General features: G+C 71.9%; 20 protein-coding genes and 1 rRNA gene. 9 read left to right on the forward strand and 12 right to left on the reverse strand.

The features are described 5' to 3' along the window. Window positions 1-50 precede the first annotated feature (50 nt). The 3 genes from ACFYZ4_RS24145 to ACFYZ4_RS24155 all read right to left on the reverse strand — a co-directional run bounded on the left by ACFYZ4_RS24145 (window position 51) and on the right by ACFYZ4_RS24155 (window position 6,565). Window positions 51-5,030: an NAD-glutamate dehydrogenase gene (locus ACFYZ4_RS24145; RefSeq protein WP_351304013.1), complete on the reverse strand. Its 4,980-nt coding sequence runs from the start codon at window positions 5,028-5,030 to the stop codon at window positions 51-53. A 372-nt stretch (window positions 5,031-5,402) separates the two neighbouring features. Further along, the gene (locus ACFYZ4_RS24150; protein ID WP_351304010.1) at window positions 5,403-6,068 is read right to left on the reverse strand and encodes an HAD family hydrolase; all 666 of its coding nucleotides are present in this window, start codon (window positions 6,066-6,068) and stop codon (window positions 5,403-5,405) included. Next, complete coding sequence (locus ACFYZ4_RS24155) at window positions 6,065-6,565, reverse strand: DUF6912 family protein (protein ID WP_351304008.1); 501 nt, start codon at window positions 6,563-6,565, stop codon at window positions 6,065-6,067. Before ACFYZ4_RS24155 ends, ACFYZ4_RS24150 begins: the two co-directional genes overlap by 4 nt. A gap of 302 nt (window positions 6,566-6,867) precedes the next feature. Here ACFYZ4_RS24155 and ACFYZ4_RS24160 point away from each other — a divergent pair, with 302 nt between their 5' ends. Next, on the forward strand, window positions 6,868-7,314 hold the full coding sequence (locus ACFYZ4_RS24160; protein ID WP_351598758.1) for an Rv3235 family protein: 447 nt from the start codon (window positions 6,868-6,870) through the stop codon (window positions 7,312-7,314). Window positions 7,315-7,452: 138 nt separating this feature from the next. On the opposite strand, the gene secA is transcribed toward ACFYZ4_RS24160, so the two are convergent. Beyond that, complete coding sequence (gene secA / locus ACFYZ4_RS24165) at window positions 7,453-10,260, reverse strand: preprotein translocase subunit SecA (RefSeq protein WP_351300674.1); 2,808 nt, start codon at window positions 10,258-10,260, stop codon at window positions 7,453-7,455. Window positions 10,261-10,501: 241 nt separating this feature from the next. Between secA and ACFYZ4_RS24170 the strand changes: the two genes are divergently transcribed. Next, complete coding sequence (locus tag ACFYZ4_RS24170; RefSeq protein ID WP_351300671.1) at window positions 10,502-11,083, forward strand: GNAT family N-acetyltransferase; 582 nt, start codon at window positions 10,502-10,504, stop codon at window positions 11,081-11,083. A 9-nt stretch (window positions 11,084-11,092) separates the two neighbouring features. Beyond that, entirely contained in the window at window positions 11,093-12,253 is a 1,161-nt protein-coding gene (locus ACFYZ4_RS24175) for a DNA glycosylase AlkZ-like family protein (protein WP_351300668.1), read from the forward strand. Between the two features lie 63 nt (window positions 12,254-12,316). Here ACFYZ4_RS24175 and ACFYZ4_RS24180 read toward each other — a convergent pair whose 3' ends face one another. From ACFYZ4_RS24180 to mtrA, 6 genes are all read right to left on the reverse strand, one after another. After that, on the reverse strand, window positions 12,317-13,069 hold the full coding sequence (locus ACFYZ4_RS24180) for a response regulator transcription factor (RefSeq protein WP_351300664.1): 753 nt from the start codon (window positions 13,067-13,069) through the stop codon (window positions 12,317-12,319). A gap of 193 nt (window positions 13,070-13,262) precedes the next feature. Then, window positions 13,263-13,958 (reverse strand): ribosome hibernation-promoting factor, HPF/YfiA family, encoded by a 696-nt coding sequence (gene hpf, locus ACFYZ4_RS24185; RefSeq protein ID WP_351300677.1) that lies wholly within the window; start codon window positions 13,956-13,958, stop codon window positions 13,263-13,265. Between the two features lie 293 nt (window positions 13,959-14,251). Further along, the gene (locus tag ACFYZ4_RS24190; protein WP_351300662.1) at window positions 14,252-15,037 is read right to left on the reverse strand and encodes a ComF family protein; all 786 of its coding nucleotides are present in this window, start codon (window positions 15,035-15,037) and stop codon (window positions 14,252-14,254) included. Between the two features lie 119 nt (window positions 15,038-15,156). Next, on the reverse strand, window positions 15,157-17,022 hold the full coding sequence (locus tag ACFYZ4_RS24195) for an LpqB family beta-propeller domain-containing protein (RefSeq protein WP_351300659.1): 1,866 nt from the start codon (window positions 17,020-17,022) through the stop codon (window positions 15,157-15,159). Then, window positions 17,012-18,967 carry an MtrAB system histidine kinase MtrB gene (mtrB, locus tag ACFYZ4_RS24200; RefSeq protein WP_390784791.1) on the reverse strand — a complete coding sequence of 652 codons (1,956 nt, stop codon included), beginning with the start codon at window positions 18,965-18,967 and terminating at the stop codon, window positions 17,012-17,014. The genes ACFYZ4_RS24195 and mtrB overlap by 11 nt, the downstream gene beginning before the upstream one ends. A gap of 1 nt (window position 18,968) precedes the next feature. Further along, complete coding sequence (gene mtrA, locus ACFYZ4_RS24205; RefSeq protein ID WP_327735705.1) at window positions 18,969-19,658, reverse strand: two-component system response regulator MtrA; 690 nt, start codon at window positions 19,656-19,658, stop codon at window positions 18,969-18,971. A 256-nt stretch (window positions 19,659-19,914) separates the two neighbouring features. Here mtrA and ACFYZ4_RS24210 point away from each other — a divergent pair, with 256 nt between their 5' ends. The 6 genes from ACFYZ4_RS24210 (at window position 19,915) to ACFYZ4_RS24235 (ending at window position 26,175) form a co-directional block, all read left to right on the forward strand. Further along, the gene (locus tag ACFYZ4_RS24210) at window positions 19,915-21,165 is read left to right on the forward strand and encodes a glycerophosphoryl diester phosphodiesterase membrane domain-containing protein (protein WP_351300649.1); all 1,251 of its coding nucleotides are present in this window, start codon (window positions 19,915-19,917) and stop codon (window positions 21,163-21,165) included. Further along, window positions 21,165-21,800, forward strand: coding sequence for a DUF4129 domain-containing protein (locus ACFYZ4_RS24215; RefSeq protein WP_390784792.1), 636 nt, complete (start codon window positions 21,165-21,167; stop codon window positions 21,798-21,800). Before ACFYZ4_RS24210 ends, ACFYZ4_RS24215 begins: the two co-directional genes overlap by 1 nt. A 176-nt stretch (window positions 21,801-21,976) precedes the next feature. Then, entirely contained in the window at window positions 21,977-23,383 is a 1,407-nt protein-coding gene (locus ACFYZ4_RS24220) for a DUF4350 domain-containing protein (RefSeq protein ID WP_390784793.1), read from the forward strand. Continuing rightward, the gene (locus tag ACFYZ4_RS24225) at window positions 23,380-24,366 is read left to right on the forward strand and encodes a MoxR family ATPase (protein WP_351300640.1); all 987 of its coding nucleotides are present in this window, start codon (window positions 23,380-23,382) and stop codon (window positions 24,364-24,366) included. The genes ACFYZ4_RS24220 and ACFYZ4_RS24225 overlap by 4 nt, the downstream gene beginning before the upstream one ends. Continuing rightward, window positions 24,366-25,676, forward strand: a complete 1,311-nt coding sequence (locus ACFYZ4_RS24230; protein WP_390784794.1) for a DUF58 domain-containing protein — start codon at window positions 24,366-24,368, stop codon at window positions 25,674-25,676. Before ACFYZ4_RS24225 ends, ACFYZ4_RS24230 begins: the two co-directional genes overlap by 1 nt. Window positions 25,677-25,974: 298 nt before the next feature. Next, window positions 25,975-26,175: a hypothetical protein gene (locus tag ACFYZ4_RS24235; protein WP_390784795.1), complete on the forward strand. Its 201-nt coding sequence runs from the start codon at window positions 25,975-25,977 to the stop codon at window positions 26,173-26,175. A gap of 276 nt (window positions 26,176-26,451) precedes the next feature. Here the strand turns inward: ACFYZ4_RS24235 and ACFYZ4_RS24240 are convergent, their stop codons facing one another. Both ACFYZ4_RS24240 and rrf read right to left on the reverse strand, forming a co-directional pair. Then, window positions 26,452-26,577 carry a hypothetical protein gene (locus ACFYZ4_RS24240; protein WP_390784796.1) on the reverse strand — a complete coding sequence of 42 codons (126 nt, stop codon included), beginning with the start codon at window positions 26,575-26,577 and terminating at the stop codon, window positions 26,452-26,454. A gap of 140 nt (window positions 26,578-26,717) precedes the next feature. Beyond that, window positions 26,718-26,834, reverse strand: a 5S ribosomal RNA gene (gene rrf, locus ACFYZ4_RS24245). Between the last annotated feature and the right edge of the window lie 140 nt (window positions 26,835-26,974).

Genomic DNA, 26,974 nt, shown 5'->3' on the forward strand with positions numbered 1-26,974 from the left:
CCGGGACCACTAGGTCCCGGGCCCGGCCCGTTCGGCTCAAACCAGCCCGATCAGCTGTGCGTGCGCAGCAGCGACCTCATCGTCCGCATCGCCACCGACAGGTTCGCCAGGTCGAAGTCGTCCGACCCCCGGATCTCGTCCAGCGTCGTCCGGGCCCGCCCGATGATCGCCGCGTTCTTCTCCTCCCACGCCTTGAAGCGCTCCTCGGGAGTCGAACTGCCGTTGCCCACCGACAGCACATCGGCCGTCAGCGCCGCGTGCGCCGCGAACAGGTCCTCGCGGATCGACGCACGGGCCATGGACTGCCAGCGGTCGGCCCGCGGCAGCTCGATGATCCGGTCCATCAGCTGGGTGATGTCCAGGCGGTCGGCGAGGTCGTAGTAGACCTCGGCGACGTCCAGGCAGCTGACACCCGTGCGGTCCCCGATCGCGACGATGTCGAGCGTCGGGAAGGCGGAGGAGAACCCGGCGACCTTGGCGGCCAGTTCCTCCGGGACGCCCTCGCCCGTCAGCTCGCCCACGATCGACTGGTACCACTCCAGGTCGGCGCCGCGCACCAGCTTCGGCAGCTCCGCCCAGACCTGCCCGACCCGCTCCGCGAAGAAGGCGATGGTCTCGGAGATCTGGAGCGGCTGCGGCCGGTTGTTCAGCAGCCAGCGGGTACCGCGCTCGACCAGGCGCCGCGAGTGCAGCCGCACCCGGGTCTGGACGTCGGCGGCGACCTTGTTGTCGAGCGCCTCCACCTCGTCCCACACATCGGCCAGGCCGAAGATCTCGCGGGCCGCGAGCTGCGCCCGGACGATCTCCTCCGTGGAGGCCCCGGTCTCCTCGCGCAGGCGGTGCAGGAAGGTCGAACCGCCGGTGTTGACGGTGTCGTTGACCAGGATGGTGGTGATGATCTCGCGGCGCAGCGCGTGCGCGTCGATCTGCTCGGTGAACTTCTCGCCCAGGGCGGCCGGGAAGTACGCGAAGAGCAGGCGGCGCAGGTACGGGTCGTCCGGCAGCCCGGTGGCGATGAGCTCGTCCGCCACCGTGATCTTGGTGTAGGCGAACAGCACGGCCAGTTCCGGCTGGGTCAGGCCCTTGCCGCTGCTGAGCAGCTCGCGGATCTGGCGTTCCGTGGGCAGGAATTCCAGCCCGCGGTCCAGCCGTCCGGCGTTCTCCAGGCGGCGCATGTAGCGCTGCTGGGCGTGGAGCAGGCTCGGGGCCTGGGCGGCGCCGTTGGAGAGCGCCGTGTTCTGCGCGTAGTTGTTGCGCAGGACGAGGTGGCCCACCTCGTCGGTCATCTGGGCGAGCAGCTTGTTGCGCTGCTTGACGGTCATGTCCCCGTCCGCGACGACCGCGTTGAGCAGGATCTTGATGTTCACCTCGTGGTCGGAGGTGTCCACGCCCGCGCTGTTGTCGATGGCGTCGGTGTTGATCTTGCCGCCCTCGCCGCCGGCGCCGGTCCGGGCGAACTCGATGCGGCCGAGCTGGGTCAGACCCAGGTTGCCGCCCTCGCCGATGACCTTGGCCCGGACGTGGGAGCCGTTGACGCGGATGGAGTCGTTGGCCTTGTCGCCGACGTCGGCGTGCGTCTCGGCCGTCGCCTTGACGTACGTACCGATGCCGCCGTTCCACAGCAGGTCCACGGGGGACTGCAGGATGGCCTGCATCAGGTCGGCGGGGGTCATCTTGGTGACGCCCGCCTCGATGCCGAGGGCCTCGCGGACGTGCGCGTTGACCGGGATGGACTTCGCGCTGCGCGGGTGGATGCCGCCGCCCGCGGAGAGCAGCGAGCTGTCGTAGTCGGCCCACGAGGAGCGCGGCAGCTCGAACAGGCGCCGGCGCTCCGCGTACGAGGTGGCCGCGTCCGGGGTCGGGTCGATGAAGATGTGCCGGTGGTCGAAGGCGGCGACGAGGCGGATGTGCTCGGAGAGCAGCATGCCGTTGCCGAAGACGTCACCGGACATGTCGCCGACGCCGACGACGGTGAAGTCCTCGGTCTGGGTGTCGTGGCCGAGCTCGCGGAAGTGCCGCTTGACGGACTCCCACGCGCCGCGGGCGGTGATGCCCATGCCCTTGTGGTCGTAGCCGGCCGAGCCGCCGGAGGCGAAGGCGTCGCCGAGCCAGAAGCCGTAGGACTCCGCCACGCCGTTGGCGATGTCGGAGAAGGTCGCGGTGCCCTTGTCGGCGGCGACGACGAGGTAGGTGTCGTCCTCGTCGTGGCGGACCACGCCCTTCGGGGGCACGACCTCGCCGGCGACCATGTTGTCGGTGATGTCGAGCAGCGCCGAGATGAAGATCTTGTACGAGGCGATGCCCTCGGCGAGCCAGGCGTCGCGGTCCACCGACGGGTCGGGGAGGTTCTTGGCGACGAAGCCGCCCTTGGCGCCGACCGGCACGATGACGGTGTTCTTGACCATCTGCGCCTTGACCAGGCCGAGGATCTCCGTACGGAAGTCCTCGCGGCGGTCGGACCAGCGCAGGCCGCCTCGGGCGACCTTGCCGAAGCGCAGGTGGACGCCCTCGACGCGCGGGGAGTACACCCAGATCTCGAAGGCCGGGCGGGGCGCCGGGAGGTCGGGGATGGCCTGCGGGTCGAACTTCATCGACACGTAGGAGTGCTGCTCGCCCTCGCCGGTGGTCTGGAAGAAGTTGGTCCGCAGCGTCGCCTTGATCAGGGTGAGGAAGGCGCGCAGGATGCGGTCCTCGTCGAGCGAGGCGACCTGGTCCAGGGCCCCGTCCAGCTCCTCCAGCATGGCGTCGACGAGCTCGCTGCCGGCGGCCTGGCGGACGGGCGACATCCGGGCCTCGAAGAGCGAGACCAGCAGCCGGGTGGTGTGGACGTTGTTGCGGAGGGTGTCCTCCATGTAGTCCTGGCTGAAGGTGGAGCCGGCCTGGCGCAGGTACTTGGCGTACGCGCGCAGGACGACGGCCTGCCGCCAGGTGAGCCCGGCGCTCAGCACGAGGCTGTTGAAGTTGTCGTTCTCCGCGTCGCCCTGCCAGACCGCGGCGAAGGCGTCCTGGAAGCGCTCGCGGGCGTCGTCGCCGAGGTAGTTGGCCGCCGCGGCGTCACCGTTGCCGGTGGGCAGGGGCATCCGCAGGCCGAAGTCGTAGATCCACGCGCTGACCCGGTCCGAGCGGCGCAGCTCGTACGGGCGCTCGTCGGTGACCTCGACGCCGAGGCGCTGCAGGACCGGCAGGACCGCGGAGAGCGAGACCTGCTCGCCGGTGCGGAAGATCTTGAACCGGCGCTCGCCGGGGGCGGCGCCCACCGGCTCGTACAGCGAGAGCGCGAACTTGCGGTCGCTGGCGGCGAGCCGCTCCAGGTGGACCAGGTCGGCGACGGCGGCGCGCGGCGAGTGGTCGGCCTTGTAGCCCTCGGCGAAGGAGGTGCCGTAGCGGCGCAGCAGCTCCGCGGCGCGCTCCTCGCCGCACTCGGCGATCAGCGCCTCCTGGAAGCCGTCGGCCCAGGAGCGGGCGGCCTCGACGAGGCGGCCCTCGATGCGCTCGACGTCGCCGTCGGTCAGCGCGGGCAGCTCGGTGCCCTGCGGGACGCGGATGACGAAGTGGATGCGGGAGAGGATCGACTCGGTGTTCCAGGCGGTGAAGTCGACGCTGATGCCGCCGAGCTCCTCCTTCAGGATGTCCATCAGGCGCAGCCGGACGCCGGTGGTGAACCGGTCGCGCGGCAGGTAGACGAGGGCCGAGTAGTAGCGGCCGTACTCGTCCTGGCGCAGGTACAGCCGCAGCCGGCGGCGCTCCTGGAGGTACAGGACGGAGGTGACGATGGACTGGAGCTGGTCGACCGGGGTCTGGAACAGCTCGTCGCGCGGGTAGGTCTCCAGGATCTGCGTCAGGTCGCGGCCGTCGTGGCTGGACGGCGAGAAGCCGGCCCGGTCCAGGACCTCGGCGACCTTGCGGCGGACGACCGGGACGCGGCGCACGGACTCGGTGTACGCGGCGGAGGAGAACAGGCCGAGGAAGCGGCGCTCGCCGACGACGTTGCCGTCGGCGTCGAACTTCTTGACGCCCACGTAGTCGAGGTACGAGGGGCGGTGCACGGTGGAGCGGCTGTTGGCCTTGGTCAGCACCAGCAGGCGGTGCTCGCGGGCCTTGGCGCGGGCGTCGGCCGGCAGCCGGTTGAAGGACGGCGAGACCGGGTGGCCGTCGTCCTTGCCACTGTGGTGCGGGTCGGAGCGCAGGATGCCGAGGCCGGTGCCGGGCACGGCGGCCAGGGAGTCGCCGTCGACGAGGTTGTACTCGCGGTAGCCGAGGAAGGTGAAGTGGTCGTCGGCGAGCCAGCGCAGCAGCTCACGGGCCTCTTCGAGCTCGTACTCGCGCAGGTCCGGGGCGGTGGGCTCCTCGGGCAGGCCGTCGGCGATGCGCAGCGCGGCGTCGCGCATCTTCTCCCAGTCCTCGACGGACTCGCGTACGTCGGACAGGACGCGCAGCAGGTCGGCGTTGATCTGCTTGAGGTCGGCGCGGTCGGTCTCGCGGTCGATCTCGACGTGGATCCAGGACTCGACGAGGGAGTCGTGGGGGCGCGAGGTGCGGGGACCGTGCGCGTCGCAGTCGGGGCCGAGGATCTCGATCAGCTTGCCGGTGACGTCACGGCGGACGACGACCTGCGGGTGGATCACGACGTGGATGCCGCGGCCCTGGCGGGACAGCTCGTTCGTCACGGAGTCCACGAGGAACGGCATGTCGTCGGTGACCACCTCGACGACGGAGTGGCTGGAGGTCCAGCCGTTCTCCTCGACCGTGGGGGTGTGCACGCGTACGTTCGCGGTGCCCTGCGGCCGGTTCTCGGCGAGCCGGTAGTGGGAGAGCGCGGCTCCGAACACGTCGACCGGGTCCCGGTCCGTGAGGTCCTCGGGTGCCGTGTGCAGGTAGTAGCGCTGGAGGTAGGAGAGCACCGCGTCCTGGTCTGGACGCTCTCCCTGCTCGGACCCAGTCGGAAGTAGCCCCCCGGCCGGGCTGTGCTCAGCTACCCGGGCCGCCCGTGCGAGCAGCTCGGCCTTTGCTTCGTCCAGCTTGGTCTGCATGTCCTCTGGCTCCTGTCGCGCGCCATTGCGTGACGTAGGTGAAGAAGGAAGTAGGAATGACATAGCGCCGCGAGGCGGGGTGTCCGTCCGGGATCGACGCTATGCCGTCGAGAGAGCCGACCGGGAGGGAATGAGCCAAGATCGGCTGGAGGTCCCGGTGGCGGGGATCAGCGAAGGCCCGGGCACGGTCGTGCGCCGGGCGCAGGCCGGAGGCTCCAGTGCCCCCGATGACTATCGCGCTGATCACGGGTACAAGGCTATCCCGACCTACCCCCAGGTCGTCATTCGCTGCATCTGTATAAATCTTGGGGTGAAACTTTGACAGTCTGGCCAGCGACGCGGCACGGCTGTCCGTGCAGCGGGCTTGTCCAGTCAGTATTCGGCCAGCTCGCGAGCTGTCAGTACGGCCTCGGCCAGGGTGTCCACCACCGGCACACCGGCTGATTCCAGACTGCCGCGACTGTGCGAACCACCCGTGTAGAGCACCGCCCGGGCGCCGACGTGGGCGGCGGCCAGCGCATCGTCCACGGCGTCTCCGATGAGGACCGTACGGTCGGCCGTCACCCCCGTCCCGTCCAGGGCGGCCAGGTGGCGTACGAGGTGTCCTGCCTTCGACGTGTGCGAGGGGCCGATCCGCCCGTCGACGCGCAGGAAGTGGTGGTCGATGCCGTGGGTCCGGACCAGTGGTACGAGCTTCTCGTGGGGCGCGAGGGACAGCAGGGACTGGGTGAGCCCGTCCCGCTGCCATTCCCGGAGCAGCTCGCGGGCGCCCTCGGCGAGCCCGGCGTCCTCGGCCGCGGCCCAATAGTGCCGGTGGAAGGCCTCGTCCATGACCACCCACTCCTCGTCGGTGGGCAGCCGTCCCATGAGGCGCTCGTAGAACTTCGGCACCGGTACGACGTACAGCTCGCGGTAGGTCTCCAAGGTGATCGGCGCGAAGCCGAGCTCGGCGAAGGAGGCGTTGGTCGCGGCCATGACGGCGTCGATGTCGTGGAGGAGGGTGCCGTTCCAGTCCCAGACGATGTGCTTTTCGGTCACTTCAGCAACCCCGGAATCTCCTGTACGCCGAACCACAGCAGCTCGTGGTCCTCGGCTCCGTCGACGACGAACTGCGCGTCCCCGTCCCCTCCGTCTGCGGCGGGGAGGGCCTGCGCGGCGGCGGCCACGTCCTCGTCGGCGTCATCGGCGTCCACGTGCACGGCGGCGGCCACGGAGAGCCGTACGGCGGCGGCCAGGGTCACCTGGCCGAGGGTGGCCTCGTCGACCCCGGGAGTGGCGGTGGCGGCCTTGTCGTCGACGTCGAGGGCGACGACGACGCGGCGGCGCGGGGCGCCCGCGTCCGCGGCGAGCAGCCGCAGGGAGGCGGCCGCGGCCCGGTTCAGGGCCGCGTACTCCAGCTCCTCGATGTCGTCCGACACGTACCACTCGCGGAGCCCGGGGGTGACGGCGTACGCCCGCAGCGGGGCGGGGCCCAGCTCACCCGCCTTGTGCACCTCGGCGAGCCCGGGGAGGGTCAGGGGGACGTACACGCGCATGGCCGGCTGCTTTCGGTAGTCGGAAAACTCCCCCAGGATACGACTCGGAGGGTCCGCCAGGGTGACGGAGTCGGTACCCCTTCGAGGTGCCGGACCCGGACCCGCGGCCGTCCACCCCGCTCCCCGGACGCGCGCCCTCAGGGCCCGCGGAGGGGCCGGCGCGCACTCGGATAGGTGAACCGGGGCGACTGCCCGCCCGGCGGTGCGCGCGGTTGCGGAGCGTGTTCGGCGACCGTAGAAGATCCCCATCAAGTTACCGCCCGGTACCGCTCCGGGCCCGGCCTGTTCGGGGGCAGATCGCGATGGACACGACGACGCGCGGCACGATCGGCAACGACGGGAGCCGCCGGCCGGGCGGCGGCCGCACCCGCACCCGGCCCGCCGGACGCCGCGACCCGCGGCGCCCGGCGGGCCCCCCGCGCACGCTGCGGCTCGGCCCGCACCACTGGTTCGCCGAACACCTCCTGGCGGTCGTCAGCGGCCTCCGCCCGGTCCACTCGCTCCTGGGCCACACCATCGGCCCCGCGTACCAGCAGCTGGTCACCCTGGCCCCCGCAGGCCCCCTCCGCGACCGCCTCCGCCCGGTCATCCGCCAGTGCGGCCGCTTCACCCCCGGCCCGGGCGTCATCGAAGCCTTCGCCCGCATCGCCACGGGCGACCGCCTCACCGCCATGGCCTTCCGCCTGGAACAGGGCCCGGACCTCCGCTGGCGCTGCGCCGCGGTAGAAATCCAGGGCCCCCTCCCTTGACACTTCAGCCCCGCCGGCGTTTGAGGCGCGGGGTCTGGGGCGGAGCCCCGGCAGCAGAGCCGCACCCGCCCACAAACGCGGCCGGGGCCGGACACCCGTAGGTGCCCGGCCCCGGCCGACGGTTCGACCCCGCAGGGGTCACTTCTTGCGGCGACGCCCACCGGCGGCCTTCGCCGCCTTGCGCCGCTCCGCCCGCGTCATACCGTCGCCGTCGCCACCCGCGCCCTCGGAGTCAAAATCGCCCTCCACGACACCGCCCTCGCCGTCAACAGTCGGCGCCGAGAAGTGCAGCCGGTCCGGCCGCTGCGGAGCGTCCAGCCCCTTCGCCCGGATCTCCGGACGCCCGGCCCCGGCCGCCGCCGGCTCCTTCGTCAGGGACGGCGCCGCGTCCTGCACCGGAAGCTCCTCGACCTGCTGCTCGACCTGGACCTCCAGGTTGAACAGGTAGCCGACGGACTCCTCCTTGATGCCCTCCTGCATGGCGTTGAACATGTCGAAGCCCTCGCGCTGGTACTCGACCAGCGGGTCCTTCTGGGCCATCGCCCGCAGGCCGATGCCCTCCTGCAGGTAGTCCATCTCGTACAGGTGCTCACGCCACTTGCGGTCGAGCACCGACAGGACCACGCGCCGCTCCAGCTCACGCATGATCTCGGAGCCGAGCGTCTTCTCGCGCGTCTCGTACTGCTCGTGGATGTCGTCCTTGACGGACTCCGCGATGAACTCGGCGGTGATGCCCGCACGGTCGCCCGCGGCCTCCTCCAGCTCCTCGATGGTGACCTTCACCGGGTAGAGCTGCCGGAAGGCGCTCCACAGCCGCTCCAGGTCCCACTCCTCGGCGAAGCCCTCGACCGTCTCGGCCGCGATGTACGCGTCGATGGTGTCGTCCATCATGAAGCGGACCTGCTCCTGGAGGTCCTCGCCCTCCAGGACGCGGCGGCGCTCGCCGTAGATGACCTCGCGCTGGCTGTTGAGGACCTCGTCGTACTTCAGGACGTTCTTGCGCGTCTCGAAGTTCTGGGTCTCGACCTGCGACTGGGCCGACGCGATCGCGCGCGTCACCATCTTGTTCTCGATCGGCACGTCGTCCGGCACGTTGGCCATGGCCATGACGCGCTCGACCATCTGCGCCTTGAACAGGCGCATCAGGTCGTCGCCCAGCGACAGGTAGAAGCGGGACTCGCCGGGGTCGCCCTGTCGGCCGGAGCGGCCGCGCAGCTGGTTGTCGATGCGGCGCGACTCGTGGCGCTCGGTGCCCAGCACGTACAGCCCGCCGAGGTCCTTGACCTCCTCGAACTCGGCCTTCACGGCCGCCTCGGCCCGGGTGAGCGCCGCGGGGAGGGCGTGCGCCCACTCCTCGATGTGCTCCTCCGGGTCCAGGCCCTGCTGGCGCAGCTCGGCCTCGGCGAGGTCGTCCGGGTTGCCGCCGAGCTTGATGTCCGTACCGCGGCCGGCCATGTTCGTGGCGACGGTGACCGCGCCGCGGCGGCCGGCCTGGGCGACGATCGTCGCCTCACGGTCGTGCTGCTTGGCGTTGAGCACCTCGTGCGGGATGCCGCGCTTGGAGAGCTGCTGGGAGAGGTACTCGGACTTCTCGACCGACGTCGTACCGACGAGGATCGGCTGGCCCTTCTCGTGCTTCTCCGCGATGTCGTCGACGACGGCGGCGAACTTCGCGACCTCGGTCCGGTAGATCAGGTCCGGCTGGTCCTTGCGGACCATGTCGCGGTTGGTCGGGATCGGGACGACACCGAGCTTGTAGATCTGGTGGAACTCGGCGGCCTCGGTCATGGCCGTACCGGTCATGCCCGACAGCTTCGAGTAGAGGCGGAAGAAGTTCTGCAGGGTGATCGTGGCGAGGGTCTGGTTCTCGTCCTTGATGTCCACCCCTTCCTTCGCCTCGATCGCCTGGTGCATGCCCTCGTTGTAGCGGCGGCCGGCGAGGATACGGCCGGTGTGCTCGTCGACGATCATGACTTCGCCGTCGATGACGACGTAGTCCTTGTCGACCTTGAAGAGCTCCTTGGCCTTGATCGCGTTGTTCAGGTAACCGACGAGCGGGGTGTTCACCGACTCGTAGAGGTTCTCGATGCCGAGCCAGTCCTCGACCTTGGCGACGCCGGTCTCGTGGATGGCGACGGTGCGCTTCTTCTCGTCGACCTCGTAGTCGCCGGTCTCCTCGATGCCCTTCAGCGGCTGGCCGGCCTCGCCCTTGGTCAGGCGGGTCACCAGCTTCGCGAAGTCGCCGTACCACTTCGTGGCCTGGTCGGCCGGGCCGGAGATGATCAGCGGGGTACGGGCCTCGTCGACGAGGATCGAGTCGACCTCGTCGACCACGGCGAAGTTGTGGCCGCGCTGGACGAGCTCGTCCTGGGACCACGCCATGTTGTCGCGCAGGTAGTCGAAGCCGAACTCGTTGTTCGTGCCGTAGGTGATGTCGGAGCCGTACTGCTCGCGGCGCTGCGCCGGCGACATGTTCGCCAGGATGCAGCCGACCTCCAGGCCGAGGAACTTGTGCACCCGGCCCATCAGCTCCGAGTCGCGCTCCGCGAGGTAGTCGTTCACCGTGATCAGGTGGACGCCCTTGCCGGACAGCGCGTTCAGGTACGCGGGCAGCGTGCCGACGAGGGTCTTGCCCTCACCGGTCTTCATCTCGGCCACGTAGCCGAGGTGCAGCGCCGCGCCACCCATGATCTGGACGTCGTAGTGCCGCTGGCCGAGGACGCGCTTGGCCGCCTCGCGTACGGTCGCGAAGGCCTCGGGCAGCAGGTCGTCCAGGCTCTCGCCGTCCTGGAAGCGCTGCTTGTACTCGTCCGTGAGCGCTCGCAACTCGGCGTCGGAGAGGTTGACGAAGTCCTCTTCGATGGAGTTGACCTGGTCCGCGATGCGGTGCAGTTTGCGCAGGATCTTGCCTTCGCCTGCACGCATGAGCTTGTTGAAGACGGACACCGAGGTTTGTCTCCTTGCCGGTCGGGCCTGGGCACTGTACGTACCGCGGGCACGGCAGGTGGGCCCCACCGCAACGGCCATCGTAAGCGAGGACGTGGCCACGTCGGGAGGTCCGCCGTTCCCGTGGGGGCACGGGTGCCCGGATTGAGAACGTACGGGGCACACGGAAGGTGCCGCATCCCCCGGAGGGATTCCCGAAAAGTGTTCGCTCCGGGCGCCCCGGCGGCAGCAGAATCCGTGCATGGAGCCCATCACCCTCACCACGGACCGGCTGGAACTGCGACCTTTCGTCCCCGCCGACGAGGACGAGGTCCACGCGGCGGCCCAGGACCCGGACATCCAGCGCTGGACCCTGGTCCCCTCCCCGTACGAGCGCGCGCACGCGCACGCCTTCGTGAACGAGCTCGTGCCGAACGGCTGGCGCGAGGACACGGGCTACCCCTTCGCCGTCCGCCTTGGCGCCGGCGGCCCGCTGGTCGCGGCCGTCGGCGTGCACGTGCACGGCGCCGAGTCGTACGAGATCGGCTTCTGGGCGGTGAAGGAACACCGCGGCCGGGGCTACGTGGCCGAGGCCGTGACGGCCGTCGCCCGCTGGGCCTTCACCGCGCTCGGCGTCACCCGGCTGGAATGGCGCGCCCAGGTGGGCAACGCGGCCTCGAAGGCCGTGGCCGAGAAGGCCGGCTTCCGGGTCGAGGGGATCCTGCGGGCCGGCATCGAACAGCGGGGCACCTCCCGCGACTGCTGGGTCGGCGCCCTGCTCCCCTCCGACCTCGGCCTGCCCTCGCGACTGCCGTACCTGCCCGCTGTCAGTGGCTCCGCCTAGGGTGCGGGCATGACTGCGCTCTCCCTCTCCGCCGACGACGCCCGCCGGATCGCCCTGCGCGCACAGGGCTTCCTCGGTGCGCCCGACCGCCGCGGAGGTGTGCGCGGGGTCCTGCGCCACCTGGGCGCCGTCCAGCTGGACACCATCTCGGTGCTGGCCCGCTCGCACGAGCTGATCCCGTACGCACGCCTCGGCGCGGTCGGCCGCGACACCGTGGAGCGGGCGTACTGGTCCGACCGTCACGCCTTCGAGTACTGGTCGCACGCGGCCTGCATCCTGCCGATCGAGGAATGGCCGCATTTCGCCTTCCGGCGCCGGGCCAACCGGGCGCGCGGCCACCGCTGGCACGTCCTCCAGGACAAGGAGCGCTCGACGCAGGCGGTCCTGGACCGGCTGAAAGCCGACGGCCCGCTGACCGCCACCGAACTGGGCGGCGCGAAGAACGGCGGCGAGTGGTTCGAGTGGTCCGAGACCAAGATCGCGGTGGAGTGGCTCCTCGACACCGGTGCGGTCGTGTGCGGCGAACGCCGCGGCTGGAAGCGGGTCTACGACCTGCCCGAGCGGGCCGTTCCGGACGCGCTGCTCCACGACGACCTGGACGACCGCGAGTGCATGCGCCGCCTGGTCGCCCTGGCCGGCTGCTCCCTGGGCGTCGGCACCCGCGCCGACATCGCGGACTACCACCGCCTCAAGGGGGCGCAGGTCGACGCGGTGATCGCCGACTCCGGGCTGGTCCCGGTCGAGGTCGAGGGCTGGTCCAAGCCCGCCTGGGCGGATCCCGCCGCCCTCGCGACGGCTCCCCGGGGCCGCCACCGCACGACGCTGCTGTCGCCCTTCGACTCCCTGGTCTGGGACCGCCCGCGCACGGAGCGGATCTTCGGCTTCACCCACCGCCTGGAGGCGTACGTCCCCAAGCCCAAGCGGATTCACGGGTACTTCGCGATGCCGCTGCTGGCGGGCGGCCGGCTCCAGGGCCGCGTGGACCCGGCCCGCGAGGGCCGCACGCTCGTCGCCCGGCAGCTCTCGCTGACCTCCCCGAAGGCGGCCGGCCCGATGGCGCTGGCCCTGCGGGAAGCGGCGGAGTGGGTCGGCTGCGAGGACGTACGGATCGAGCGCGCGGGCTCGCCCGCGGAGGCGGCGGCCGTCACGGCGGAGCTCGCCGCGCTCTAGACGCCGTCCGGGCCTGGTCGGCCCGGGTCTGGTCCGGGTCGGTCAGGGCCTGGTCGGTCCGGGTCAGCGGATTTCGAGGATCTTCTCGCGCATCGCGTAGACCACGGCCTCCATCCGGGAGTGCAGCTGCAGCTTCTCCAGGATGTTGCGGACGTGGTTCTTCACGGTGTTCTCGGAGATGAACAACTCCTTCGCGATGTCGCGGTTGTTCATGCCGGTGGCCACCAGCTTGAGGACCTCCAGCTCCCGGTCCGTCAGCCGGGGCGCCGGCACCAGCCGGCGCTCGTCGGTGCGCTGGATCATCGACTTGAACTCGGTGAGCAGCTTCGACGCCATCGACGGACTGATCTGGGACTGGCCGTCGGCGACCGCGCGGATCGCCGTGGCCACCTCGTCCGTCGAGATCTCCTTCAGGAGGTACCCGGTGGCGCCCGCCTTGATCGCGTCGTAGAGGTCCGCCTCCTCGTCGCTGATCGTCAGCATGATGATCTTCGCGGAGGGGGCCACCTCCTTGATCGAGGTGCACGCCTCGATCCCGCCGCGCCGGGGCATCCGCACGTCCATCAGCACGATGTCCGGCAGCAGGTCGGCCGCCTTGTCCACCGCCTCCGCGCCGTCCCCGGCCTCGCCGACGACCTGGATGTCCTCCTCCTGTGCGAGGACGATCTCCAGCCCCCGCCGGAAGAGCGCGTGGTCGTCGACCACGAGCACCCGGATCGGTTCCCCGGCCGGCGCGGCGCCGGACTCCGTCGGCCGGTCCGCGCCACGGCAGCCCGCGCCGTCGTCCCCGCGCACCGGCCCGAAGCTGTCCGCCATCGTTCCTCCCCCTGCATGTGCTGAGCTGCTGGGCCAACCGGACACACACCGCAGCCGGTTGACTGCCCGCCATGATTCCATGCCCGCGCCGCGGCGCGGGGGGCCGCCGAGGAGACGCCTGGCGCAATACCCGTCATGCAGGTGCCCCCGCGGAGACGCCGGAGCGTCCCCGCGGGGGCAAAGAACGGTCGGTTCAGCCGCCGAGCGCGCCGCCGGCGCCGCCTCGCGGCTCCTCCGAGCTGGAGGCCCCGTCGGGGTTCACGTGGATGACGCCGTAGTCGTATGCGTGACGTCGGTAGACCACGCTGGGCAGCTTCGTCTCGGAGTCGACGAACAGATAGAAGTCGTGGCCGACCAGCTCCATCTCGTACAGAGCCTGGTCGAGCGACATGGGTGCGGCCGAGTGGGTCTTCTCGCGGACGACGAGCGGGCCTTCGCCCTGCACTTCGATGGATCCGATCCGGGTGATCGGAACCCCGTCCGCCTTCTCCTCGGTGACCACCTGGCCACTGCCGTTGAGCGACGCGACGCCCGGCACCACGTCGGCGACCTCCGCCGCCGAGAGCCGGCCGTTGCCACGGCGGGTGTAACGCTTGTCGTGCTGCTTGCGCAGCCGGGCCTCCAGCTTGTCCTGAGCGAGGTCGAGCGCCGCGTACGGGTCGGCGGCGGCGGCCTCGGCCCGGATCACCGGGCCCCGCGAACGCAGGGTGATCTCCACGCGGTCGGAACGGTCGGCCTGCCGCGGGTTGTGCTCCTTGGACACCTCGACGTCCAAGCTGATCACCTTGGCGTCGAGCTTCTGGATCCGCTCCGGATTCAGCTTCTCGGCCACGTGCTTGCGGAACCGCTCGGGCACTTCGGTCTTGCGGCCCTTGACGACGATGTCCACGCAGAACTCCGTTCCCGGATAGCTCCGCCCGACGGGGCGAAGCGTCTCCCTTTCGCACCAGACTCCGGTGAAGGCCGGAGCCTCGGACTTGGCGACTTTCACCTCCTCCTCCCCCATCGGCAAGATCGACACCCCACCGACTTCGGAGTCGAGAGACAGCCTCCTGAGTTCCTTACAACCGAACATATCCCTCTATGACGGTTGTCGGCACCCGCTACCGGAATGTACTTCCAGTCAAGTGGCTGTTCCCTCTTACTACCTGCAACGATGGGCCTTCCCCGCCAGTTCCAAATCTATTCACGAGATTTTCGACCGGTCCGCGTGGCAGCCCGGCGGGGCACCGCCCCGGGGAGCCGCCCGAACGAGTCCGCGGGCGCGGCGACCACCGCTGCCCGCAGTGCGTCCCCCGGGCCCGCGGCCAGCCCGGCCGCACGCACCGCCCGGGCCGCCTCCGCCAGCGTCGCCCCGGTGGTGATGAGGTCGTCCACGAGCACGATCGCCGCCCCGTCCGTCAGCCGCGCCCCGTCCCGGCACACCGTCAGCGCCCCCGCGAGGTTCTCCCGGCGCTGCCGGGCCCCGAGCCCCGCCTGGTCCGCCACCGCCCGCCGCAGCCGCAGTACGGGCGCCACGCGCGCGGGAACACCGGCCCGCCGCAGCCGCCCCGCGGCCGCCAGGGCGATCCTGCGCGCCGGATCGTGCCCGCGCGCCCGGACCTGCCGCCGCGCCGACGGCACCGGCACCAGGGCCACTTCCGCGGCAGGCGGGCCCGCACGGACCGGACCGCCCACCGGACCGCCCGCCAGGACGGCCCCCGCCAGGGCCTCGCCGAGCACCCCGGCCAACGGCAGCGCCCCGCGCTCCTTGTGGGCCAGCAGGAGGGCCCGTACGCCCCCCTCGTAGACGGCGGCGGCCCGCACCACCGGAAGGCCCGCAGGACGCGGAGAAGGCCGCACCGGCCCCGCGCCGGCCCCGCTCAGCGTCTCCCGACAGCCCGCGCACACCAGCACCCGGACCGCCCCGCAGCCGGCGCAGTCGACCGGCAGGACCAGCCCGGCCAGCTCCTGCCACCACCCGCGCACCCCTCCACACTGACGGACCCCGACGGAGCCCGCCACCCCTGTGGACGGAGCCGCGGGCGAGCCCGCACCCGCGCCTCGGCCGCGCCTCAGCCACAGGTCAGCCGCAGGTCAGCGCCAGGTCAGCCCGGGTACACCGGAGCCCGGCCGCCCACCGCCACCGTGCGCCACTGCGCGCCCGGAGGCAGGTACACGATCCCGTCCTCCGAGTACGCCACCACCGGCTTCGGCTTCGACTCGTCCTCCGAGGCCGCGGCCGCGACCGCCGACAGCCCGGCCGCCCCCGGCAGGCTCGCCGCGACCATCGAACCGTCCGCCAGCATGTAGCGGGCCTGCTGCACCCCGCGGCTCTCCCGGCCCACCACGAGCAGCCGCCCGTGCGGCGCCCAGCTCATCGTCGTCACCTCCGCCATCTGCGGGGCGGCCGGGCGCAGCTCGCGCACCGACACCGCCGAGGCGTCACCCTTGCCATCGGGCCGTTCGATCCGCCCGACGAACAGGTTCTTGCGGCCGCTCTTCTCCACGAGGAGCGCGATCCGCACCCCGTCGGAAGAGGCCTTCAGCGAGGCGATCCGCCCGCCGTCCAACCCGGCCACCTGCACCTTCTCCGGGGTCCCGGCCCCGCCGGGCACCCGCCACAGCCCCGGGTGCTGCGGATCGGCGTCCGCGACCCACAGGTCGCCGGCCGCGTCCCAGCTGGGCGCCGTCAGCGTGCTGTCCTTGCCGACGGGCAGCGGCTGCGGCATCGGCCCGCCGCCCACCAGGGGCACCACGTACAGCCCGTGCCCGTCCTCGGAGACCACGGCCGCGCGCCGCTCGTCGTACGTCACGGCCGCCGAGCCGACCTTGAAGACGGGCGTGGTGGTCAGCGGCCCCGGCACGGCCTCGGCCCGCTGCTGTTCCTCGCTGGTCACGTCCAGCTTCATCCGGACCAGGCGCTTCTGGTCGTCGACGAAGTACTGGTAGTCGGGAATCCGGGGCCGGTTGGCGATCGCGGCCGCGTTCAGCTCGGTCACCGAGCACAGCGAGGACGACTTGTCGTCGGAGCGCAGGATCTCGACCTGGTCGAGCCGGGAGCCCGTCAGGTCCTTGACCGTGTACAGGAGTTGGGTGGCCATCTTCTTGCACTGCGGCTGGGCAACGTTGTCGGCCTTGTCGTTGAGCGGCACCCGCAGCGTGTTCTGCCGGTCGTACGAAAGGGACTTGGTGCCCTCGCGCAGTTGCGTGCCGGTGGGGAAGCTGGACTCGACGACGGGGCCGAGCCACCTCGACGGCCCGGCGAGCAGCGACTGCACCGTCTGCGTGGCGGGGTCCATCCGCGAGTCCGGATCGGTGCGCTGGCGCACGTAGACGGGGTCCGCGACGAGCGTGCCGCCCGCGAAGTAGTACTTGTTGACCGGCATGTAGATGCGCTGGAAGTCCGACTCGCTGAGCACGAGACCGTTGGGCGGCGAGGAGATCCGCCACTGCTTGTCCTCGTCCTGGACGAGCTGGAGGTACTCCTCGTACTTCTCGCCGCCGGTCTGCGGCTGGTAGGCGTTGCGCTCGTCCACGGTCGCGAGCTTCGTGCCGGTCACCTTCCAGCGGGGCCCGTCCGGGTCCTTCTCGCCGCGGATCGAGACCCGGTCCAGGCCGGACGAGAGCACGGTGACGGCGGAGCCGGGCTTCCAGCTCTTCGCGGCCTCCTCCGTGAGGTACTTCCGGGCGGTCTCCAGCTGCGGGTCGTCGCTGGTCATCGCCTCCAGGAAGCCGTCGACGATGTCGGCCGCGCTCGCCTTGTCGGCGGGCGGTACGCCGAACACGCGGACCTGCGAATCGACGCCCTGCGAGGCCTGCACCTCGCGGATCTCGCCGTGATCGGGCATGGAGGCGCAGCCGGCGAGCAGCAGCCCGGCCGCGCCGAAGGCGTACGCCCGCAGGGTGCGCAGCCGCCGGCCCCGTACCCGCGCGCCGCCCCCGGGCCGCGCGTTCTCGGGCTCAGCGTCCATCGGCTCGATCCTCCTGTTGTGGCTGCTCGGCCGGGCGGGCCACCACCCGGGCCCCGTTGCCCGGCAGGGCCGTCGGGTCGGCGGGCACCGGCAGCGCTCCGGTGACCGGCGACCGCGGCGGTATCGGCGAGCGGTCGCCGGGGTCCGCGGCCGGGCGGTCCGCCGTGCGGCCCGCGGCCTCGGCGACGGCCCTGGCCCGGTTGGCCCGGGAATCCTCGGGCTCCAGCGGGATGGGGGAGCCCCGCAGCGGCTCGTCGGCCGTGCGCGGCAGGGTCAGCCGGAACTGCGAGCCGCCGCCCGGCTCGCCCCAGGCCTGGAGCCAGCCGCCGTGCAGCCGGGCGTCCTCGACGGCGATGGACAGGCCGAGGCCGGTCCCGCCGGTGGTGCGCGCCCGCGCCGGGTCGGCCCGCCAGAAGCGGTTGAAGACGCGGGTGGCCTCGCCGGGCTTCAGCCCGACGCCGTAGTCCCGTACGGCGACGGCGACGGCCCCGCCCGCGGACGCCAGCCGGACCACCACGTCGCGGCCCTCGCCGTGCTCCACGGCGTTGACGACGAGGTTGCGCAGCACCCGCTCCACGCGCCGCGAGTCGGCCTCGGCGATGACGGGCTGGGTGTCGCCGAGGACCCGGATCCGCGTGCCCTTGTGCTCGGCGAGCGGCTCGGCCCCGTCGATGACCCGGCGTACGACGTCCCGCAGGTCGATCGGCTCGGCCTCCAGGGCCGCGGCCCCGGCGTCGAAGCGGCTGATCTCCAGCAGGTCGGCGAGGAGCGACTCGAAGCGGTCCAGCTGACCGGCGAGCAGCTCGGCGGAGCGCGCGGTGATCGGGTCGAAGTCGACCCGGGCGTCGTGGATGACGTCGGCCGCCATCCGTACCGTCGTCAGCGGCGTGCGCAGCTCGTGCGAGACGTCCGAGACGAACCGGCGCTGCATCCGCGACAGCTCCTCCAGCTGCTGGATCTTCAGCTGGAGGTTCTGCGCCATCTTGTTGAAGGCCTCGCCCAGCCGCGCGATGTCGTCCTCGCCGGTGACCTTCATCCGTTCCTGGAGCCGGCCGGCCGAGAGCCGCTCGGCGATCCCGGCGGCCATCCGCACAGGGGTCACCACCTGGCGTACGACGAGCCAGGCGATCCCGCAGAGCAGGACGACGACGAACAGGCCCGCGGTCACGATGGTGACCTTGATCAGGTTGAGGGACTCCTCCTCCTGCGTGAGCGGGAAGAGGTAGTACAGGTCGTACGGGTCCCCGTTGATGTCGGTGAGCCGCTTGCCCACGACCAGCGCCGGCTCGGGGGCCTTGTCCCCGGACCCCGCGGTGTAGCGGATCTCGGAGAAGGTCTTGAAGGCACCGGTGGCGTGGTTGACGGCCTGGCGCAGCTTGACGGGCACGCTGGCGGTCGGATCGACGTTGCCCGAGGCACGGGCGCCCTTGACGCCCTGTGTCCCGGGCAGGGTCTGCTCCCCGGTGCCGGCGCCGAGCGCGACGACCTCGAAGGCGGTCTGGCCGCCACTGGCCAGCTGCTTGACCAGGGAGTTCATCCAGGTACTGGCGTCCCGGCCGACCTTGTTGTCGGTGGCGTCGGGCCCGTCCACGGTCGCGGGGGCGTTGGCCTTCTCCTGCGCGACCGCGAATCCGCCCGCCGCCTGGCTCTGCGCCGCCTGCTCCTTGGCCTCGAGCAGCCCCCTGCTGACCTGGGCGATCACGACGACGCCCAGGGCGAGGACCACCGCCAGCGAGATCAGCAGGGTGGCGGCGACCACCCGGAGCTGGATGTTGCGGCGCCACAGCCGGACGGCCGGAACCAGCGGCCGGCGTACGAGGCGTACGCACAGCCGCAGCACAGGGCTGCCGGGCGCGCCGTCCTGGAACGGCCGGCCGGCCCAGAGGCCGCGCCAGCGGGAGCCGCCGCGGCCGCTGCCGGACGCGGCGGACGTACCGGACTGCACCTCAGCTGGGTCCGGCCTTGTAGCCGACACCGCGCACCGTCACGACGATCTCGGGGCGCTCCGGGTCCTTCTCCACCTTGGAGCGCAGGCGCTGCACGTGCACGTTCACCAGTCGGGTGTCCGCCGCGTGCCGGTAGCCCCAGACCTGCTCCAGCAGCACCTCTCGGGTGAACACCTGCCAGGGCTTGCGCGCGAGGGCGACCAGCAGGTCGAACTCGAGCGGGGTCAGGGCGATGGAGGCACCGTCGCGCTTGACCGAGTGTCCGGCCACGTCGATGACCAGGTCACCGATGGCCAGCTGCTCGGGCGCGGGCTCCTCCGACCGGCGCAGACGGGCCCGGATGCGGGCCACCAGCTCCTTCGGCTTGAACGGCTTGACCATGTAGTCGTCGGCCCCGGACTCCAGACCCACGACGACGTCCACCGTGTCGCTCTTGGCGGTGAGCATGACGATCGGCACACCGGACTCGGCCCTGATCAGCCTGCACACCTCTATGCCGTCCCGTCCGGGCAGCATGAGGTCGAGCAGTACCAGGTCCGGCTTCGCCTCCCGGAAGGCAGCAAGTGCCTTGTCACCGTCCGCTACGAACGACGGCTCAAAACCTTCTCCACGCAGCACAATGCCGAGCATCTCGGCCAGCGCGGTGTCGTCGTCGACGACAAGGACGCGTCCCTTCATGGTTGACATCATCCCATTAGCTAATCGTTACCCGGCGGTGAGCTGTCCCACAGCCAAAAGGGCTGGAAATCGCCCTTCCGACCTGCGTGGAGATCAGGTCGACCAGTCTGCCCCGGATCCGGGCGACAATTGAAGGTAAGGGCTGCCGGAGATCCGGGGGGACGGCCAGGTGGAGCGGGGCCCGCAAACCCCTACTCCGTTCGGGACCCCCACGTGGCACGATGGCAGCGACCAGCGCCCCCGCCGCAGTGCACGTGAAGGAGCGACGATGAACGACTCTCCGGGCTGGGCTACGCCCGGATCCTCTCCGTCCGACGGCGATCGGCCGGGAACCCCCGCCGACCAGCCGGACACCGACGGCGGCGCGCAGCAGCCCGACCGGCCCGCCGGCGACCCCAAGTGGTCCGCCGAGCAGCCTCCGCCCGGCCAGTGGTCGAGCCCGGGCACGCCCGAAACCCCGCCGACACCGCCGCCCCCGCCGCAGCCGGCCACGGGAGGCTGGGGTCAGCCCCAGAACACCCCGTACGGAGCCCAGAACGGCCCCCAGTACGGCCACCCGGGCGGATCCGGCCAGTGGGGCAGCCCCCCGGCCGCCAAGCCCGGTGTGATCCCCCTGCGCCCCCTGGGCCTGGGCGAGATCCTCGACGGCGCGGTCGCCACCATGCGCACGCACTGGCGCTCGGTGCTGCCCATCACCCTGGTCGTGGCCACGGTCGTCCAGGTGATCGGCGTCTTCGTGCAGCGGTTCATGCTGAAGGACCTCATCCTCACGCCGAGCGACGACGTCACGGCCGAGCAGATGTTCGACAGCCTCGGCAGCACCCTCGGGGCGTCGGCGGTGAACCAGTTCATCCAGGTCCTCGGCACCATCGTGGTCACCGCGATGCTCACCATGATCTTCAGCCGGGCGGTACTCGGCCAGCACTCCTCGGTCTCCGCCGCCTGGCGCGACGCCCGCCCCCAGCTGCTGCGCCTGATCGGGCTCACCCTGCTGATGGCACTCGGCGCCCTCCTGATGGGCGCCGTACTGGTCCTGCCCGGCATCCTCGCCGACAACATCGGCCTGATCGTCCTCGGCTTCGTCGTCTGGCTCCCCCTCCTGCTCTGGCTGGGGATCAAGTTCAGCCTGGCCTCGCCCGCCCTGATGCTGGAGAAGAGCACCGTCCTCAAGGCCTTCGCCCGCTCCTCGAAGCTGGTCAAGGGCGCCTGGTGGCGCGTCTTCGGCATCACGGCCCTCACCGGCCTCATCGCGACCCTGCTCGCGGCGATGATCGTCATGCCGTTCCAGTGGGCCGGCCTCATCGCCTTCGGCGGCGGAATGGACGCCCTGGCGGACGGTTCCGCCCAGACCGCCTGGGGCACGCTGATCCTCTCCGCCATCGGCCTGATCATCGCGCAGACGATCGTCATGCCGTTCCAGTCCGGCGTCACCGTCCTCCTCTACGTCGACCAGCGCATCCGCCGCGAGGGCCTCGACCTGGAGCTCGCCCGGGCGGCCGGCGTCGAGAACTACGGGTGATGCTCGCGGAGGTCCCGCCGGTGACGACACCGCGCGAAGCCGCCCGTGAGGCGGCCGAGCGCGAGCTGGCCAAGCCGATGTACCACGAGAACGACCCGAGCATGCCGGACCGCGCGCTCCGCGCGTTCTTCGACTGGCTCGACGACCTGTTCGGCGCCGCCTCCGGGGCAACCCCCGGAGGCGGCGTCGGCCTGCTCGCCGTCCTCCTCCTGGTCATCCTGGCCGCAGCCGCCCTGTGGTGGCGCCTGGGCTCCCCGAGCCGCGCCACCACCACCCCGGGCACCCTCTTCGACGACGGCATCCGCAGCGCCGCCGACCACCGCAAGGCCGCCGACGCCCACGCCGCCGCCGGCCGGTGGACCGAAGCCGTCCAGGAACGCATGCGCGCCGTCGTCCGCTCCCTGGAGGAACGCACCCTCCTGGACCCCCGCCCGGGCCGCACCGCCGACGAGGCGGCCGCCGAAGCCGCCGTCTCCCTCCCCGCCCACGCCGAGGACCTCCGCGCCGCCGCCCGCACCTTCGACGACGTCACCTACGGCGGCCGCACCGCCGACGCCGACACCTACGCCCGCCTCCGCACCCTCGACCTCACCCTCACCACCACCAAGCCCCTCCTGACGGGACCCACCCCATGACGCCCCCGAACGGGCCCATGCCCACGGGAGGCACCCCGTGGCAATCCCCCCAGGGCTCCACCCCCCAGGACGGCTACGGCGAGGCCGAGAGCACGCCAGGCCGATCCCCGCAGACCCCCGACCCCAACGAGCCCGGGCCCTCGGCTCCCCCGGGCGGTTTCGGCGGGGCCGGGAGTGTGTCGGGGCGATCCCCGCAGGGCGCCGAACACAACAAGGCTCCGCTCTCCGACCCCTCGTCACGTTCGGCGTCCGAGGAGACGCCCCGGCGCGCGCCCGGCCCCGCCGAAACCCCCCCCCCCCCACCCAGCCCCGGCACGGGCGCCGGCTCAGGCAACCCCGGCACGGGCAGCCCCAGCGGCGCCCCCGCCAAAGCGACCCGCACCCGCCAAGCCCGCCGCATCCTCGCCGCACTGGCCGTCCTGACGGCCGGCGTGGTCATCCTGGCCGCCCTCAACTCCGGCACCCGCCACGGCTACCTGGACCCCCGCTCCGCCGACCCCCTCGGCAGCCGCGCCGTCGCCGAGCTCCTCAAGGCCCGCGGCGTGACGACCCGCGTCGTCACCACCGCCGCCGAGGCCGCCGAGGCCACCGGCCCCCACACCACCCTCCTCGTCGCCGACCCGGACCGCCTCGGCACCACCCAGCGCCGCACGATCCGCTCGGCCATCGACCTCTCCGGCGGCCGCACCGTCCTGCTCGCCCCCGGCAGCCACAGCCTCCCCGACCTCTCCCCCGGCGTCCGCGCCCAGGGCGACGCCGCCACGGACGCCCCGGCCCCCGGCCCCGACTGCACCCTGCCCGCCGCGACCTCCGCCGGCCGCGCGGCAACCGGTGGCGGCCTGCGCTACACCACCAGCCTCCCGGGAGCCACCGCCTGCTACCCCAGCGGCGGCCACCCCACCCTGCTCACCCTCCCGGCAGGGACCGGCGGCGACACCGTCCTCCTCGGATCCGAGACGATCCTCCTCAACGAGAGCCTCGCCGAGGAGGGCAACGCCTCCCTCGCGCTCCAACTCCTCGGCTCCCGCCCGGACCTCGTCTGGTACATGCCGTCCCTCGCGGACTCCGACCCGGACCCCGGCGCCGGCGAGGACAAGACCCTCTTCGAACTGGTCCCGGCCGGCTGGTCCTGGGCCCTGCTCCAGCTCTTCCTCGCCGCCGTCCTCGCCGCCCTGTGGCGCGCCCGCCGGCTCGGCCCCCTCGTCACCGAGAAGCTGCCCGTCGCCATCCGCGCCTCCGAGGCCACCGAGGGCCGCGCCCGCCTGTACCGCAAGGCCGGCGCCCGCGACCGCGCCGCCACCGTGCTGCGCGCCGCCACCCGCGAACGCCTCGCCGCCCTCACCGGCGTACCGCACACCCGCGCCCACGAGCCCGCCGCCCTGGTCCCGGCGGTCTCCGCCCGGCTGACGAACGGCACGTACGGCAGCACGTCCGGCACGCAGAACGGCACGGGGAACGCCACACAGCACGGCACCCGCGACGTCACCACCCTCCTCTTCGGCCCCACTCCCCCCGACGACGCGGCACTCGTCGCGCTCGCCGACCACCTCGACGCCCTCGAAAGAGAGGTCCGTACGTCATGACGTACCCGGCCACCGAGTCCGCGGCTGTGACCGCGGACAGCGCCCGCGCTTCCCTCGAAGCGCTCCGCACCGAGATCGGCAAGGCCGTGGTCGGCCAGGACTCGGCCGTCACCGGTCTCGTCGTCGCGCTCCTGTGCCGCGGCCACGTCCTCCTCGAAGGCGTCCCCGGCGTCGCGAAGACCCTCCTCGTACGGGCCCTCGCCGCATCCCTCGAACTCGACACCAAGCGCGTCCAGTTCACCCCCGACCTGATGCCGAGCGATGTCACCGGCTCCCTCGTCTACGACGCCCGCACCGCCGAGTTCTCCTTCCAGAACGGCCCGGTCTTCACCAACCTCCTCCTCGCGGACGAGATCAACCGCACCCCGCCCAAGACCCAGTCCTCCCTCCTCGAAGCAATGGAGGAACGCCAGGTCACGGTCGACGGCACCCCGCGCAAGCTCCCCGAGCCCTTCCTCGTCGCCGCCACCATGAACCCGGTCGAGTACGAGGGCACGTACCCCCTCCCGGAAGCCCAGCTCGACCGCTTCCTCCTCAAGCTCACCGTCCCCCTCCCCTCCCGCGAGGACGAGATCGGCGTCCTGACCCGCCACGCCGCCGGCTTCAACCCCCGTGACCTGCACGCCGCCGGCGTCCGCCCGGTCGCCGGCCCGGCCCAGCTCGAAGCGGCCCGCGAGGCCGTCGCCAAGGTCTCCGTATCGCCCGAGATCGCCGGCTACGTCGTCGACATCTGCCGCGCCACCCGCGAATCGCCCTCGCTCACCCTCGGCGTCTCCCCCCGCGGCGCGACCGCCCTGCTGGCCACCGCCCGCGCCTGGGCCTGGCTCACCGGCCGCGACTACGTCACCCCCGACGACGTCAAGGCCCTCTCCCTGCCGACCCTGCGCCACCGCGTCCAGCTGCGCCCGGAAGCGGAGATGGAGGGAGTCACCGCCGACGCCGTCATCACGGCGATCCTCTCCCACGTCCCCGTCCCCCGCTGATGGCCCTCACCGGACGCGCCGCCCTGCTGGCGGCCCTCGGCAGCATTCCGGTCGGCGTCCTGGAACCGAGCTGGACGGGGATGCTCGCGGTCAACGGTCCGATCGCCCTGGCCTGCGCGGTCGACTACGCCCTGGCAGCGCCGGTCCGCGGCCTCAAGCTGGCCCGCTCGGGCGACACTTCGGTCCGCCTCGGCGAACCGGCGGACGTGCACCTCACCGTCACCAACCCCAGCGGCCGCACCCTACGGGCCCGCGTCCGCGACGCCTGGCCCCCGAGCAGCTGGCTCCCGGGCACGGAGCAGGCGGCCTCCCGCCACTCCGTGACCATCCCCGCGGGCGAGCGCCGCCGGCTGACCACCCGTCTGCTCCCCACCCGCCGCGGCGACCGCCGGGCGGACCGCGTCACGATCCGCTCGTACGGCCCCCTGGGCCTGTGGGCCCGCCAGGGCTCCCACCCCGCCCCCTGGACGGTCCGGGTCCTGCCGCCCTTCACCAGCCGCAAGCACCTGCCCTCCCGGCTGGCCCGGCTGCGCGAACTGGACGGCCGTACCAGCGTTCTGACGCGCGGTGAGGGCACCGAGTTCGACAGCCTCCGCGACTACGTCCCGGGCGACGACACCCGCTCCATCGACTGGCGCGCCACCGCCCGCCAGCAGAAGGTGGCCGTCCGCACCTGGCGCCCCGAACGCGACCGGCACATCCTGATCTGCCTCGACACCGGCCGTACCTCGGCGGGCCGCGTCGGCGACGCCCCCCGCCTGGACTCCGCGATGGACGCGGCCCTGCTCCTCGCCGCCCTGGCCACCCGCGCCGGCGACCGCGTCGACCTGCTGGCCCACGACCGCCGCCCCCGCGCCCAGATCCAGGGACGCGCGGCGGCCGACATCCTCCCGTCCTTCGTCAACGCGATGGCCTCCCTCGAACCGGAACTGGTCGAGACGGACGCCCGCACCCTGGTCTCCACCATCCTCCGCAGCGCCCCGCGCCGGTCCCTGGTGGTCCTCCTGACGAGCCTGGACGCGGCCCCGATCGAAGAGGGCCTGCTCCCGCTGCTCCCCCAACTCACACAGCGCCACACGGTTCTGCTGGCCTCGGTCGCCGACCCGCACGTCGAGGAGATGACGAAGTCCCGCGGCAGCGTGGACGCGGTCTACGAAGCCGCGGCCGGCACCCAGGCCCGGTCCCAGCGCCACCGCACCGCCGACCAGCTCTCCCGCCACGGCGTCCACGTCGTCGACGCCACCCCGGACACCCTGGCCCCAGCCCTGGCCGACGCCTACCTCTCCCTCAAGGCCGCCGGCCGCCTGTAGGCGTGCCCTAGGTCGTCTCTTTCGGATCTTGCCTGACCCGCGCCGCCTGGCACCGCACCTCGCCGCGTTGTCGGGGCACCCAAGTACGTCCAGTACTCGGGCGCCCCTCCGCCTTGCGATGCACGGCACCAGACGACGCGGGCTTAACCGGCAAGATCCAAAAGAGACGACCTAGTACTGCCAGCGCGGCTGGCTGCCGTCCAGCCGGCAATGGATCAGGCGCCCGTTACCCGCGTGCGTGGACCGCCCCAGGTCGGTCTTCCGGCAGAACTGGCCCGCGTTGTAGCAGTTCCCGGCGTTGGAGACGATCTCGCACTCGCCCGTCGCCTGCCGGCTCGGCGCCTTCGTCGTGGGCGGAGCCACCGGCTTCGTCGCCTGCGTCGCGGCCGGCTTCGGGTCGGCCGAGCGGGTCGCCACCGGAACCGACCGGCTCGGCAGGGCCGAAGGGGAGGCGGAGGGCGTGGGTGTCGGTGACGGCGGCAGCGACTCGGAAGGCTGAGCGGACGTCGGCGACGGCGACGGAACGGCCGCCGCCGAGGAGGCCACCGGCGGCAGGGACACAGCCGGCCCGTCACCCTCCGCAGGACCACACGCGACGGAAACACCCGCCACCAGCAACCCGACCAGCACCCGCTGGACGAGCCTTCTCCTGCGTCTTCCGCCCCGCTCGTCACTGACGCTGACTCTGCGCACCCGTACCCCCACCCAAAGCGTTCGAAGGAGGCACATCATATGAACAGATGTCCGCCCCGGAAGGCTTTCGCCCGAATCGGCGCTAGGCGGCCCTGTTCGCGATCTCCATCGCCCAGGCCCGGAAGGCGGCACGGTCATCGGGCCTGATCCGCAGGTGCTCGGGGATCCACTCGGCCTCGGCTGCGTCCAACAGGTCGGTGAGCCCCATAGATCGCCCCACACGTCGTATTCCACGACGGCCAGGATGCCGGAGTCGAACATGATCGTCCACGGACGATCCGTCTCCGGAACGCAGAAAAGCCCCGCACCGGGCCCGAAGGCTTGGTGCGGGGCTTCCCCACAATGATTGTTCGGCGGCGTCCTACTCTCCCACAGGGTCCCCCCTGCAGTACCATCGGCGCTGAAAGGCTTAGCTTCCGGGTTCGGAATGTAACCGGGCGTTTCCCTAACGCTATGACCACCGAAACACTATGAAATTTGAACGCTGGCATGGACACAGCTGTTCGTTATTTCAGAACTAACACAGTGGACGCGAGCAACTGAGGACAAGCCCTCGGCCTATTAGTACCAGTCAGCTTCACCCGTTACCGGGCTTCCACATCTGG

Origin of the sequence: Streptomyces sp. NPDC001513 (assembly GCF_042894695.1) — a bacterium.
GTDB lineage: Bacteria > Actinomycetota > Actinomycetes > Streptomycetales > Streptomycetaceae > Streptomyces.

Excerpts from the sequence above, each read along its gene's own strand:
- ACFYZ4_RS24210 (WP_351300649.1), top strand. The coding sequence starts at position 19,915 with ATGAACGACTCTCCGGGCTGGGCTACGCCCGGATCCTCTCCGTCCGAC.
- ACFYZ4_RS24170 (WP_351300671.1), top strand. The coding sequence starts at position 10,502 with ATGGAGCCCATCACCCTCACCACGGACCGGCTGGAACTGCGACCTTTC.
- ACFYZ4_RS24195 (WP_351300659.1), bottom strand. The coding sequence starts at position 17,022 with ATGGACGCTGAGCCCGAGAACGCGCGGCCCGGGGGCGGCGCGCGGGTA.
- ACFYZ4_RS24145 (WP_351304013.1), bottom strand. The coding sequence starts at position 5,030 with ATGCAGACCAAGCTGGACGAAGCAAAGGCCGAGCTGCTCGCACGGGCG.
- ACFYZ4_RS24230 (WP_390784794.1), top strand. The coding sequence starts at position 24,366 with ATGGCCCTCACCGGACGCGCCGCCCTGCTGGCGGCCCTCGGCAGCATT.
- mtrA (WP_327735705.1), bottom strand. The coding sequence starts at position 19,658 with ATGATGTCAACCATGAAGGGACGCGTCCTTGTCGTCGACGACGACACC.
- ACFYZ4_RS24160 (WP_351598758.1), top strand. The coding sequence starts at position 6,868 with ATGGACACGACGACGCGCGGCACGATCGGCAACGACGGGAGCCGCCGG.
- ACFYZ4_RS24175 (WP_351300668.1), top strand. The coding sequence starts at position 11,093 with ATGACTGCGCTCTCCCTCTCCGCCGACGACGCCCGCCGGATCGCCCTG.
- ACFYZ4_RS24215 (WP_390784792.1), top strand. The coding sequence starts at position 21,165 with ATGCTCGCGGAGGTCCCGCCGGTGACGACACCGCGCGAAGCCGCCCGT.
- ACFYZ4_RS24225 (WP_351300640.1), top strand. The coding sequence starts at position 23,380 with ATGACGTACCCGGCCACCGAGTCCGCGGCTGTGACCGCGGACAGCGCC.
- ACFYZ4_RS24180 (WP_351300664.1), bottom strand. The coding sequence starts at position 13,069 with ATGGCGGACAGCTTCGGGCCGGTGCGCGGGGACGACGGCGCGGGCTGC.
- ACFYZ4_RS24240 (WP_390784796.1), bottom strand. The coding sequence starts at position 26,577 with ATGGGGCTCACCGACCTGTTGGACGCAGCCGAGGCCGAGTGGATCCCC.
- ACFYZ4_RS24155 (WP_351304008.1), bottom strand. The coding sequence starts at position 6,565 with ATGCGCGTGTACGTCCCCCTGACCCTCCCCGGGCTCGCCGAGGTGCAC.